The sequence below is a fragment of the Streptomyces sp. NRRL S-118 genome, from assembly GCF_000716335.1.
Taxonomy (GTDB): Bacteria; Actinomycetota; Actinomycetes; order Streptomycetales; family Streptomycetaceae; genus Streptomyces.
In genome coordinates, this window is record NZ_KL591017.1 from 167,380 (window position 1) to 179,997 (window position 12,618).

Consider the following 12,618-nt stretch of genomic DNA (forward strand, 5'->3'; position numbering starts at 1 on the left):
AATCACTGCATCGGGTGAAATACTGCCCCATTTGCACTGAAAGTCATGCCTCAATCTTTACTCTGCATTACGATCCATTTACTAGGAGTTGGCAAACCGTCTACTCGATGCCGTTCACCCACGGCCCGCCGTGACCCACGGCCGCGACCCCCACACGTTCGTTCGACTCGCACGTACCGCGACCGCGCCGCCCCGGAGGACATGGGAACCATGACCGCCTGTATTCCCCCACGCCTGACCCGCTCCCGCTCCGGTCGTTCGACCCGCAAGACCCACGACACACCCCGGCCGCAACGCCCCCACAGTCCGCCCGGCGGCGGCCGGTTCCCGCGCGCGGAGCGGTTCCGCATCGCCGGCACCGACCTGTCCGCCTCCATCGCCGTCTTCCTCATCGCGCTGCCGCTCTCCCTCGGCATCGCGCTCGCCACCGGCGCGCCCCTCCAGGCGGGCCTGGTGGCCGCCGCCGTCGGGGGCCTCGTCGCCGGCCGGCTCGGTGGCTCACCGCTCCAGGTCAGCGGCCCGGCCGCCGGACTGACCGTGGTGACGGCCGAGTTGATCCACACGTTCGGCTGGCGCACCACCTGCGCCATCACCGTCCTCGCCGGGCTCGGTCAACTGGGCCTGTCCGCCCTGCGGGTGGCCCGGTCGGCGCTCGCCGTCTCACCCGCGATCGTGCACGGAATGCTCGCGGGCATCGGCACCACCATCGCCCTGGCGCAGCTCCATGTCGTCCTCGGCGGCACGCCGCAGAGCTCCGCCATCGCCAACGCCCGCGAGCTGCCCGCCCAGTTGGCCGATCCGCACCTGGCCGCGCTCTCCGTGAGCGCGCTCACCATCGCCCTGCTGCTGCTCTGGCCGCGGATCCCGGGGCGGACGGGCCACATGGTGCGGAAGGTGCCGGCGGCGCTCGCCGCGGTGGCCGCGGCGACCTTCCTGGCCGTCGCCGCCGGGATGACCGTGCCCCGCGTGGACCTCCCCTCGTGGAGCAGTCACGCTCTGCCCGGGCTGCCGGACGGGCCGGTCCTCGGCATCGCCGCGGGCGTGCTGACGATCACGCTCGTCACCAGCGTCCAGTCCCTGCTGTCCGCCGTCGCGGTCGACAAGCTGGTGGCCGCGCGCAAGGAACCCAAGGTGCACGTGCCCCGCTCCGACCTGGACCGGGAGCTCGCGGGGCAGGGCGCGGCGAACATCGTCTCCGGCGCGCTGGGCGGCCTGCCGGTCGCCGGGGTCGCGGTGCGCAGCGTCGCCAACGTGTCGGCGGGCGCGGTCAGCCGCCACTCCACCATGCTGCACGGCCTGTGGGTGGTGCTGGCCGCGCTCTTCCTCGTCCCCGTCCTGGATCTGATCCCGCTGCCGGCGCTCGCCGCGCTCGTGATGGTCGTCGGCATCCAGATGGTCAGCATCACGCACATCCGCAGCGTCACCCGGCACCGTGAGGTGGCCGTCTACGCGGTGACGATCACCGGCGTGGTGCTCATCGGGATCCTCGAGGGCGTGGCGCTCGGCATCGTGATGGCCACGGGACTCGCGATGCACCGCCTGTCGAAGACCCGTATCTCCGTGGAGGAGCGGGACAACGCCTACGACGTGCGGGTGCGCGGCCAGTTGACCTTCCTGGCGGTGCCCCGGCTGAGCCGGGCTCTGCACCAGATCCCCCAAGGCGCATACGTGGCCGTCGAGCTGGACGGCTCCTTCATGGACCACGCCGCCTTCGAGACGCTGCAGGACTGGCAGATGTCGCACCTGGCACGGGGCGGTCAGGTCGAGATCACCGGCCGCTCCGGCGTCCGCATCGGTGAGAGCGACGGCAGCGCGCACGCCTGCTGCCGGCCGTGGACGCCCTGGCGGAACCACCACTGCGGTGAGCACCCGTCCGCGGAGCAGCCCGAGCCCGCGACCGGACGTCTCGCCAGCGGGCTCAGCTCCTTCCAGCGCAACACCGCTCCGCTGGTACGCGACGAACTGGCGCGGCTCGCGCGGGAGGGGCAGCGGCCTTCGCAGCTCTTCCTGACGTGCTCCGACTCGCGTCTGGTCACCAGCATGATCACGGCAAGCGGGCCGGGTGACCTGTTCACCGTGCGGAACGTGGGCAACCTGGTCCCGCTCCCCGGCGAGGACGCCGGGGACGACTCGGTGGCGGCCGCCATCGAGTACGCGGTGGACGTGCTGCAGGTGCAGTCGATCACCGTGTGCGGTCACTCCGGCTGCGGGGCGATGCAGGCCCTGCTCAACACCGCACCGGACCTCCCGCCGACACCCCTGCGGCGCTGGCTGCGGCACGGGCTGCCGAGCGTCGACCGGATGAAGAGCAAGCACCGCACGTGGGCGCGGCTGTCGGGCCGCCTGCCGGCCGACGCGGTCGAGCAGCTGTGCCTGACCAACGTGGTCCAGCAGCTGGAGCATCTGAAGGCGCACGAGTCGGTGGCACGGCGCCTCGCCGAGGGCACCCTGGAGCTGCACGGGATGTACTTCGACGTCGGGGAGGCGCAGGCGTATCTGCTGTCGGGCTCCGACGGGATCGACGAGGTCTTCGAGCGCGTGACACCCACTTCGCGGGAGGAAGCCGCCGCGTGAACCACCCGCCCGGGCCGCGGCCACGCCCGGGCGGCCGACACGCCGGTGGGTGAACCCTCCGGGGGTGCCGTACGTGCAAGTCGGCGTGGCTCCTGCTTCGCACCGCCCGCAGAGCAGGAGCCACACCCCTGCGCTCTGCGCGGGCACGGGAGGGGCCCATGGCATGGCGGCGACAGGTCTAAACCAATGCTCGGGAAACCCTTGTCATCCCGGGTGCCTGGCTGATGAGCTATGGGCTGGGACACATCGGACGCCCTGGGAATGGGAGATGTCGTGAGCAACGAGAGCTTGGCCAACCTTCTGAAGGAGGAGCGGCGGTTCGCTCCGCCCGCCGAGCTGGCCGCGAACGCCAACGTGACGGCGGCCGCGTACGAGCAGGCCCAGGCGGACCGGCTCGGGTTCTGGGCCGAGCAGGCCCGCCGGCTCAGCTGGGCCACCGAGCCGACCGAGACCCTCGACTGGTCGAACCCGCCCTTCGCCAAGTGGTTCGCCGACGGCAAGCTCAACGTCGCGTACAACTGCGTGGACCGCCATGTCGAGGCGGGCCACGGCGACCGGGTCGCCATCCACTTCGAGGGCGAGCCCGGCGACAGCCGCGCCCTCACCTACGCCGAGCTCAAGGACGAAGTCTCCAAGGCGGCCAACGCGCTGACCGAACTGGGCGTCCGTAAGGGTGACCGGGTCGCGGTGTACATGCCGATGATCCCCGAGGCCGCCATCGCGATGCTGGCCTGTGCCCGCATCGGTGCCGCGCACTCGGTCGTCTTCGGCGGCTTCTCGGCCGACGCCGTCGCGTCCCGCATCCAGGACGCCGACGCCAAGCTGGTCATCACCGCCGACGGCGGGTACCGCCGCGGGAAGCCCTCCGCGCTCAAGCCCGCCATCGACGAGGCCCTGACTAAGTGCCCGCAGGTCGAGCACGTACTCGTGGTCCGCCGCACCGGCCAGGACACCGCCTTCGCCGAGGGCCGGGACGTGTGGTGGCACGACATCGTCGGCCGTCAGTCCGCCGAGCACACCCCCGAGGCGTTCGACGCGGAGCACCCGCTCTTCATCCTCTACACGTCGGGCACGACGGGTAAGCCCAAGGGGATCCTGCACACCTCCGGCGGCTACCTCACCCAGGCGGCCTACACGCACCACGCCGTCTTCGACCTCAAGCCGGAGACCGACGTCTACTGGTGCACCGCCGACATCGGCTGGGTGACCGGCCACTCCTACATCGTGTACGGGCCGCTGGCCAACGGCGCGACCCAGGTGATGTACGAGGGCACGCCCGACACCCCGCACCAGGGCCGGTTCTGGGAGATCGTGCAGAAGTACGGCGTCACGATCCTCTACACCGCCCCGACCGCCATCCGTACGTTCATGAAGTGGGGCGACGACATCCCGGCCAAGTTCGACCTGAGCAGTCTGCGCGTGCTCGGGTCGGTCGGCGAGCCGATCAACCCCGAGGCGTGGATCTGGTACCGGGAGAACATCGGCGCCGGCCGGACCCCCGTCGTGGACACCTGGTGGCAGACCGAGACCGGCGCGATGATGATCTCCCCGCTGCCGGGTGTCACCGAGACGAAGCCGGGGTCGGCCCAGCGGCCGCTGCCCGGCATCTCCGCCACCGTCGTGGACGACGAGGCGAACGAAGTGCCCAACGGCGGAGGCGGCTACCTGGTCCTCACCGAGCCGTGGCCTTCGATGCTGCGCACCATCTGGGGCGACGACCAGCGGTTCATCGACACCTACTGGTCCCGGTTCGACGGCAAGTACTTCGCGGGTGACGGCGCCAAGCGGGACGACGACGGCGACATCTGGCTGCTGGGCCGCGTCGACGACGTCATGCTGGTCTCCGGCCACAACATCTCCACCACCGAGGTCGAGTCGGCGCTGGTCTCGCACCCCAAGGTGGCCGAAGCGGCGGTGGTCGGCGCGGCCGACGAGACCACCGGCCAGGCGATCGTGGCGTTCGTCATCCTGCGCGGTACGGCCAGCGAGGACGACGCCCTCGTCAACGACCTGCGCAACCACGTGGGCGCCACGCTCGGCCCGATCGCCAAGCCGAAGCGGATTCTGCCGGTCGCCGAGCTGCCCAAGACCCGGTCCGGCAAGATCATGCGCCGTCTGCTGCGCGATGTGGCGGAGAACCGGCAGCTCGGTGACGTCACCACCCTCACCGACTCGTCCGTCATGGACCTGATCCAGTCCCAGCTGCCCACCGCCTCCAGCGAGGACTGACGCAGGGCTTCACCGCCGTCATCGAGGGCACCCGGCGCACCAGCGCGCCGGGTGCCCTCACCGTATGCCGGGTAGGGTGGAGAAACATCAACAAAGCGACAAGAACTCAAGGTGCGCCGGGAAGTCTGGTCGGCAGGTACATCGTCCTGCCCTCTGAACCGCCCTGGAGGTCCCGCCCGTGGCCGCGCCCCAGCACGACCAGTCCGCCGCACGGAAGTTCCTCGGCCGGCTGCCCTTTCCCGAGCGGACGTTCCTCGCGGAGGCGCTGCGGACCGAGACGGTCGGCGGTGTCCTGCTCCTGCTGGCCGCCGTCGCCGCCCTCGTCTGGGCGAACACCCCCCTCAGCGCCGGCTACGAGACCGTACGGGACTACCATCTGGGCCCGTCGGCGCTCGGCCTGAACCTCTCCGTCCAGCACTGGGCCGCCGACGGCCTGCTCGCGGTCTTCTTCTTCGTCGCCGGCGTCGAACTGAAGCGTGAGCTGGTGGCGGGCGAGCTGCGCGATCCCAGGGCCGCCGCCCTGCCGGTGGTCGCCGCGCTCTGCGGCATGGCCGCGCCCGCTCTCGTCTACGTCGTGGTCAACACCGCCGGCGGCGGCTCCCTGGACGGCTGGGCCGTGCCCACCGCCACGGACATCGCCTTCGCACTCGCCGTGCTCGCCGTCATCGGCACCTCGCTGCCGTCCGCGCTCCGGGCCTTCCTGCTCACCCTGGCCGTCGTCGACGACCTCTTCGCGATCCTGATCATCGCGATCTTCTTCACGAGCGACCTGAACTTCGCGGCGCTCGGCGGCGCCGTCGCCGCGCTGGCCGTCTTCTGGCTGCTGCTGCGCAAGGAGGTGCGCGGCTGGTACGTGTACGTGCCGCTGGCGCTGGTCATCTGGGGCCTGATGTACAACAGCGGCGTCCACGCCACCATCGCCGGCGTCGCCATGGGCCTGATGCTGCGCTGCGTCCGCCACGAGGGCGAGGCGCACTCCCCCGGCGAGCGCATCGAGCGCCTGGTGCGGCCGCTGTCGGCGGGCCTGGCCGTGCCGCTGTTCGCGCTGTTCTCGGCGGGCGTGTCGGTCTCCGGCGAGGCGCTGGGCCATGTCTTCAGCCGGCCCGTGACCCTCGGCGTGGTGCTCGGTCTGGTGGTCGGCAAGGCCGTCGGCATCTTCGGCGGTACGTGGCTGACGGCGCGCTTCACCCGGGCGGAACTGAACGAGGACCTGGAATGGGCCGACCTCTTCGCCGTCGCCGCACTCGCCGGCATCGGCTTCACCGTCTCGCTGCTGATCGGCGAGCTCGCCTTCGCCGGGGACCCTGAGCAGACCGACGAGGTCAAGGCGGCGGTTTTGATGGGCTCGCTGATCGCCGCCGTACTCGCTTCGGTCCTGCTGAAGCTGCGAGTCCGCAAGTACCAGGCGCTGCTCGCGGAGGAGGAGCGGGACGAGGACCACAGCGGTGTCCCCGACATCTACGAGGACGAGGACCCCGCGTACCACCTGCGGATGGCGGAGCTGCACGAGCGGAAGGCCGCCGAGCACCGGCGCCGGGCCGCCGAGCTCGGCCCGGCCGGCGGAGCGGAGAACGGACCGGAGGGCGCAGCGGGGAGCGGACCGGAAGCGGGCGCGGACGGCGCAGGCGCGGCCGAAGTGGCGGGGGCACCGCGCGGTGACGGCGACGGTCCGGCATGATCTGAGGTCGGACCGTAGGAGAGATGAGGGAGCGACACGATGAGCGACCCCGCCGGCAACGGTGCATTCGGCGCAGCTGGCACGGACCGCAGCCTCGGCCAGCTGGTCGCCTCGGCGACCACCGAGCTGTCCGCGCTGGTGCACGACGAGATCGCGCTGGCCAAGGCCGAACTGCGCCAGGACGTCAAGCGCGGCGCCATGGGCGGCGCCGTCTTCAGCATCGCGGGGGTGTTCGCGCTCTTCTCGCTGCCGGTGCTCAGCTTCGCCGCGGCGTACGGCATCCACAACCTGGGGCTCGGCCTGGCGTGGTCGTTCCTGATCGTGGGCAGCGCGTACCTGGTGCTGGCGGGGCTGCTGGCCCTGCTGGCGGTGAGCAAGTTCAAGAAGGTCAAGCCGCCGGAGCGGTCCATCGCCTCGGCGAAGCGGACGGCCGCGGTGCTCGGCAACGCCAAGCCCCACCCGCGTCCCGAGGCGGCGGGTGGTCCGGTTCGTCCCGCCCTTCCGGTCAAAGGCGAGGCCGAGGGTGTGGCACGCTCGTCTGCATGACGGTCCCTGAAAGCAGCACTGGCAGTCCCGTACGGATCGATGGGCCCTGGACACACAGGGACGTCGCCGCCAATGGGGCCCGCTTCCACATCGCGGAGCTGGGTGACGGGCCGCTGGTGTTGCTGCTGCACGGCTTCCCGCAGTTCTGGTGGACGTGGCGCCACCAGCTGACCGCGCTCGCCGACGCCGGCTTCCGGGCGGTCGCGATGGACCTGCGGGGCGTGGGTGGCAGCGACCGTACGCCGCGTGGTTACGACCCGGCGAACCTGGCCCTCGACATCACGGGCGTGGTGCGGTCGCTGGGCGAGCCGGACGCGGCGCTCGTCGGGCACGACCTGGGCGGATACCTGGCGTGGACGGCCGCGGTGATGCGGCCGAAGCTGGTGCGCCGGCTGGTGGTCTCGTCGATGCCGCATCCGCGCAGGTGGCGTTCGGCGATGCTCTCCGACTTCGCGCAGACGCGCGCCGGTTCGTACGTGTGGGGCTTCCAGCGTCCATGGCTGCCGGAGCGTCAGCTGGTGGCCGATGACGCCGCGTTGGTGGGTCGGCTGATCCGGGACTGGTCGGGGCCGGGGGCGACCGGGCCGGACGAGGAAGCCGTCGGTGTCTACCGCCGGGCGATGACCATTCCCTCGACGGCGCACTGCTCGATCGAGCCGTACCGGTGGATGGTGCGGTCGATGGCGCGGCCGGACGGCCTCCAGTTCAACCGGCGCATGAAGCGGCCGGTGCGGGTGCCGACGCTGCACCTGCACGGCTCCCTGGACCCGGCCATGCGTACGCGCAGCGCGGCGGGGTCGGGCGAGTACGTCGAAGCGCCGTACCGCTGGCGGCTGTTCGACGGGCTCGGGCACTTCCCGCACGAGGAGGACCCGGTGGCGTTCTCGGCCGAACTCGTCAACTGGCTCAAGGACCCCGAGCCGGACCGGTGACCGACCGTTGACGGCCCGCTGACGGGTCGCTGATGGGCCGGTGACCACCGGTGCCGGGCGAACGGCGCCTGGCCGGCGGCGGGTTGCCGCCTGGCACAGAACACCGTAATTCGGGTTGAACGGTTGTCTCATGAACAGCCAAATGCCGCCCGCATAGGCCAATTGGCCGCCCGCGGGGCGGTTACCGACCTTGGGGCCCGGGCAGACGTCGGGGTATGGGCTGGACGCACGACTACGCTGACGCAGCACGCAACCGCCGCTCCGCCTCGGCCCCCGCGCCGAACCCCCAGAGGAACGGGCCACAGGGCGGTCAGGGGCCGGATCCGCGCCTGGGGATCCCTCGCATCCTGCGCCGACGGGCCCGCTGGGTCTCGGCGCGGCTTCGTCACACCCGCGACTGACCGCCCCGGCGGCTCACAGCGCGCAGCTCTGGCTGTCGACCTGCTGGTTCGCAGTGCGGCCGCGCGCGATGTCCTCGCGGATCTCGTCGACCGTCAGGGCGTACCCGGTGTTCACGTCGTCCAGCGACCTCGCGAAGATGACGCCGTAGACCTTCCCCTCCGGGGTGAGGAGCGGACCGCCGGAGTTGCCCTGGCGGACGGTCGCGAAGAGCGAGTACACGTCGCGGCGCACCTCGCCGTGGTGGTAGATGTCCGGCCCCTCGGCGTTGATGCGCCCGCGCACGCGCGCCGAGCGGACGTCGTACGCGCCGTTCTCCGGGAACCCCGCGACGATGGCGCTGTCCCCGCTGGCAGCGTCCGTGTCGGTGAACTGCAGCGGCGTCGCCTTCAGGTCGGGTACGTCCAGCACGGCGATGTCGCGCTGCCAGTCGTACAGGACGACCTTCGCGTCGTACAGCTTGCCCTGACCGCCTATCTGGACGGTCGGCTCGTCGACACCGCCCACGACGTGGGCGTTGGTCATCACGCGGCGCTCCGAGAAGACGAAGCCGGTCCCTTCCAGCACCTTGCCGCAGCCCTGCGCCGTACCGACGACCTTGACGATGGACTTCTGGGCGCGGGCGGCCACCGGGCTGTTGGCGAGCGCCGGGTCGGGCGGGCGGACCTCGGTGATGGGCTCGTTGGCGAACGGGCTGAAGACCTGCGGGAATCCGTTCTGCGCCAGGACGGAGGAGAAGTCGGCGAACCAGGTGGACGCCTCGGCGGGCATCACGCGGGAGACACCGAGCAGCACCTTGGAGTTGCGGACCTCCTTGCCGAGCGTCGGCAGGGACGTACCGGCGAGGGCGGAGCCGATCAGCCAGGCGACCAGCAGCATCGCGACCACGTTGACCAGTGCGCCGCCGGTGGCGTCCAGGGCACGGGCGGGCGACCAGGTGATGTACCGGCGCAGCCTGTTCCCCAGGTGGGTGGTGAAGGCCTGCCCCACCGAGGCGCAGACGATGACGACCACGACGGCGCCGATCGCGGCGGCCGTGGAGACCTTCGCGTCGTCGGTCAGCGGCCCCCATACGAGGGGCAGGAGGTAGACCGCGACGAGGCCGCCGCCGAGGAAGCCGATCACCGACAGGATTCCGACGACGAAGCCTTGGCGGTAGCCGACGATCGCGAACCACACGGCGGCGACCAGCAACAGGATGTCCAGCACGTTCACCGTCATTAGCCTCGCAGATTCGTCTCCGGTCACCCCGACCGGCCTCGGAACAGGGCCTTCAGCCTGTCATGCACGCCAGTCGAGCGGGACCTGCTTCGCCCGGTCCCACGGACGTTCCCACCCGGCGAAGTGCAGGATGCGGTCGATCAGACCGGCCGTGAAACCCCACACAAGTGCGGATTCGACCAGGAATGCCGGGCCGCGGTGGCCACTCGGGTGGACGGTCGTCGCCCGGTTGGCCGGATCCGTGAGATCCGCCACGGGGGCGGTGAAGACCCGGGCGGTCTCGGCGGGGTCGACGGCGCGGAAGGGGCTCGGGGAGCGCCACCAGGCGAGGACCGGTGTGACGATGAACCCGCTCACCGGGATGTAGAGGCGCGGCAGCACGCCGAAGATCTGTACGCCGGCGGGGTCGAGGCCCGTCTCCTCCTCGGCCTCGCGCAGCGCGGCGTGCAGCGGCCCGGTGGTGTCCGGGTCGCCGTCCTCCGGGTCGAGCGCGCCCCCGGGGAAGGAGAGCTGGCCGGCGTGGGAACGCAGGCTGCCGGCGCGCTCCATGAGGAGCAGCTCGGGGCCGCGCTCACCCTCGCCGAAGAGGATGAGCACGGCGGCCTGGCGGCCACCGGTCTCGGGCGGCAGAAAACGGCTGAGCTGCTCGGGCGCGATGGTGCGCGCCGCGCGGGCGACGGGCAGCAGCCAGTCGGGCAGCCCTTCGTCGGTGACGGCCACGGCCGTCCGCGTCCGCGCCGGGTGTCCGGCATCCTGTCTGGCGCGCGTCATAGGCACCCCCGGCTTTCCCAACGCGTTCCGGTCACTGGTTCGTTCCGCCGCTTCCTCATGCCTTCGAGTGATGTCACTCCTCGTCACCGGCGCCGAGCGGGGGCGCCGGCCGGCCCGGGTAGTCCGGCGGCGGTGCCAGGCGCTGGCCCGGCAGGCCGCCCTTCTCGTACTTCAGGAGCTTCGCGGCCTTCTCGGGGTCCGTCTCGCCCTCGCCGTACGACGGGCACAGGGGCGCGATCGGGCAGGCGCCGCAGGCGGGCTTGCGGGAGTGGCAGATACGGCGGCCATGGAAGATCACGCGGTGCGAGAGCATGGTCCACTCGGACTTCGGGAAGATCGAGCAGATCTCCTCCTCGACCCGCTCCGGGTCCTCCTGCCCGGTCCACTTCCAGCGGCGCACGAGGCGGCCGAAGTGGGTGTCGACGGTGATGCCCGGAACGCCGAAGGCGTTGCCGAGGACGACGTTGGCCGTCTTGCGGCCGACGCCGGGGAGCGTGACCAGGTCCTGCAGGCGGCCGGGGACCTCGCCGCCGAAGTCGTCCCGCAGCGCCTTGGACAGGCCCAGCAGGGACCGCGCCTTCGCCCGGAAGAACCCGGTGGGCCGGATCAGCTCCTCCAGCTCCTCGGGCACGGCGGCGGCCATGTCCTCGGGGGTCGGGTACTTGGCGAAGAGCGCGGGGGTCGTCTGGTTGACCCGCAGGTCGGTCGTCTGGGCGGACAGGACGGTCGCCACGAGCAGCTCGAACGGGTTGCGGAAGTCGAGCTCGGGATGGGCGTACGGATACACCTCGGCGAGCTCCCGGTTGATCCGCCGCGCCCTGCGCACCATGGCGAGCCGCGACTCCGGCTTGCCCGGCCGGCGCGCGGGCCCGGCGGCGGGCGTCACCTCGGCGGCCCCGGCCGCCTTCGCGGGCTTCGCGCGCTGGGCTGCCTGGGCGGTCCTGGTGGTCTTGTCAGCCTTCGCGCTCTTCGCGGGCTTGGCGGTCTTCGCGGGCTTGGCGGTCTTCGCGGGCTTGGCGGTCTTCGCGGGCTTGGCGGTCTTCGCGGGCGCGGCGGTCTTCGCGGGCTCCGCCGCCTTGGGCGGCTTCGCCGCCTTCGCCGCCTTCGCGGGCTTGGCGGTCTTCGCGGGCTTGGCCGCCTTGGGGGGCTGGGCCGCCTTCGCGGTCGCGCTTGCGGGTGCGGGCTCGGCCGAGGAGCGACGCGGGCGCGACGCGGTCCGCTTCGCGGTTTTTGTCGGTTGTACGGACGAAGGCGACACCTGTTCGCCCACAGCGGAATTCTGTTCCCCGGACACTCTCCCGGCCCCCTTGGCCTGCGCTCTCACCGGCAATTGGACACCCGGCCAGCCTAAGCGCCCGCACCGACATCTGCCCCGGGCACGAGCGATCACGACCCAATCGGGGCCCTGCCGTACGGACACGCGTACCAGTGCGTCAAACTTGTTGTGATTGATCGCACTGTTTTACCGTCCGGCATCATGGGACCAGACTCCCTGAGCAGGTCGACATAGGAGAGAACTCGTGGACGACGTTCTGCGGCGCGCCCCGCTCTTCGCGGCGCTCGATGACGAGCAGGCCGCGGAGCTCCGCGCCTCGATGAGTGAAGTGACGCTCGCCCGTGGCGACGCGCTCTTCCACGAAGGCGACCCGGGCGATCGGCTCTACGTGGTCACCGAGGGAAAGGTGAAGCTCCACCGCACCTCTCCCGACGGCCGCGAGAACATGCTCGCCGTCCTGGGCCCCGGTGAGCTGATCGGCGAGCTGTCCCTCTTCGACCCGGGTCCGCGCACGGCCACCGCGACCGCGCTGACCGAGGTCAAGCTGCTGGGCCTCGGCCACAACGACCTGCAGCCCTGGCTCAACGCGCGCCCCGAGGTCGCCAGCGCCCTGCTGCGCGCCGTCGCCCGGCGCCTGCGCAAGACCAACGACCAGATGTCCGACCTGGTCTTCTCCGACGTGCCGGGCCGCGTCGCCCGCGCGCTCCTGGACCTGTCGCGCCGCTTCGGCGTGCAGTCCGAGGAGGGCATCCACGTCGTGCACGACCTCACCCAGGAGGAGCTGGCACAGCTCGTCGGCGCCTCCCGCGAGACGGTCAACAAGGCGCTCGCCGACTTCGCGGGCCGCGGGTGGCTGCGCCTGGAGGCGCGTGCCGTGATCCTGCTCGACGTCGAGCGGCTCGCGAAGCGCTCGCGCTAGTCACCGTCGGCGGATCCCGCGCCGGTCGGGCGACCGCGCCGGTTCGACGCCACAGGAAAGGGCCGCCCCGGAG

Annotated in this window: 10 protein-coding genes; 7 read left to right on the top strand and 3 right to left on the bottom strand. The window is 71.5% G+C overall.

From position 1 onward, the window contains the following. Nucleotides 1-210 precede the first annotated feature (210 nt). From IH00_RS0125810 to IH00_RS44270, 6 genes are all read left to right on the top strand, one after another. Entirely contained in the window at nt 211-2,574 is a 2,364-nt protein-coding gene (locus tag IH00_RS0125810; RefSeq protein ID WP_039947410.1) for a bifunctional SulP family inorganic anion transporter/carbonic anhydrase, read from the top strand. Between the two features lie 273 nt (nt 2,575-2,847). Next, nucleotides 2,848-4,803, top strand: a complete 1,956-nt coding sequence (gene acs / locus IH00_RS0125815) for an acetate--CoA ligase (protein ID WP_031077587.1) — start codon at nt 2,848-2,850, stop codon at nt 4,801-4,803. Between the two features lie 178 nt (nt 4,804-4,981). After that, nucleotides 4,982-6,481, top strand: coding sequence for a Na+/H+ antiporter NhaA (nhaA, locus tag IH00_RS0125820; RefSeq protein ID WP_078887958.1), 1,500 nt, complete (start codon nt 4,982-4,984; stop codon nt 6,479-6,481). A gap of 39 nt (nt 6,482-6,520) precedes the next feature. Next, nucleotides 6,521-7,027, top strand: coding sequence for a phage holin family protein (locus IH00_RS0125825; protein WP_039947411.1), 507 nt, complete (start codon nt 6,521-6,523; stop codon nt 7,025-7,027). Further along, entirely contained in the window at nt 7,024-7,959 is a 936-nt protein-coding gene (locus IH00_RS0125830) for an alpha/beta fold hydrolase (protein WP_031077592.1), read from the top strand. The genes IH00_RS0125825 and IH00_RS0125830 overlap by 4 nt, the downstream gene beginning before the upstream one ends. A 215-nt stretch (nt 7,960-8,174) precedes the next feature. Beyond that, the gene (locus IH00_RS44270; protein WP_078887959.1) at nt 8,175-8,360 is read left to right on the top strand and encodes a hypothetical protein; all 186 of its coding nucleotides are present in this window, start codon (nt 8,175-8,177) and stop codon (nt 8,358-8,360) included. 13 nt (nt 8,361-8,373) lie between these two features. On the opposite strand, the gene IH00_RS0125835 is transcribed toward IH00_RS44270, so the two are convergent. The 3 genes from IH00_RS0125835 to nth form a co-directional block, all read right to left on the bottom strand. Continuing rightward, nucleotides 8,374-9,573 carry a MarP family serine protease gene (locus tag IH00_RS0125835; RefSeq protein ID WP_031077594.1) on the bottom strand — a complete coding sequence of 400 codons (1,200 nt, stop codon included), beginning with the start codon at nt 9,571-9,573 and terminating at the stop codon, nt 8,374-8,376. Nucleotides 9,574-9,639: 66 nt separating this feature from the next. Beyond that, complete coding sequence (locus IH00_RS0125840) at nt 9,640-10,350, bottom strand: NUDIX hydrolase (protein ID WP_052411630.1); 711 nt, start codon at nt 10,348-10,350, stop codon at nt 9,640-9,642. Nucleotides 10,351-10,423: 73 nt separating this feature from the next. Then, a complete protein-coding gene (gene nth, locus IH00_RS0125845) occupies nt 10,424-11,236 on the bottom strand; it encodes an endonuclease III (protein ID WP_031077596.1) in 813 nt (270 codons plus the stop codon). Between the two features lie 634 nt (nt 11,237-11,870). On the opposite strand from nth, the gene IH00_RS0125855 reads away from it, so the two are divergent. Next, nucleotides 11,871-12,545 (top strand): Crp/Fnr family transcriptional regulator, encoded by a 675-nt coding sequence (locus tag IH00_RS0125855; protein WP_031077600.1) that lies wholly within the window; start codon nt 11,871-11,873, stop codon nt 12,543-12,545. The last annotated feature ends 73 nt before the right edge of the window (nt 12,546-12,618 follow it).

What these genes read in the sequence shown, in the direction of transcription:
- IH00_RS0125810 (WP_039947410.1), top strand. Translation starts at nt 211, where the DNA reads ATGACCGCCTGTATTCCCCCACGCCTGACCCGCTCCCGCTCCGGTCGT.
- IH00_RS0125830 (WP_031077592.1), top strand. Translation starts at nt 7,024, where the DNA reads ATGACGGTCCCTGAAAGCAGCACTGGCAGTCCCGTACGGATCGATGGG.
- IH00_RS0125825 (WP_039947411.1), top strand. Translation starts at nt 6,521, where the DNA reads ATGAGCGACCCCGCCGGCAACGGTGCATTCGGCGCAGCTGGCACGGAC.
- IH00_RS0125840 (WP_052411630.1), bottom strand. Translation starts at nt 10,350, where the DNA reads ATGACGCGCGCCAGACAGGATGCCGGACACCCGGCGCGGACGCGGACG.
- IH00_RS44270 (WP_078887959.1), top strand. Translation starts at nt 8,175, where the DNA reads ATGGGCTGGACGCACGACTACGCTGACGCAGCACGCAACCGCCGCTCC.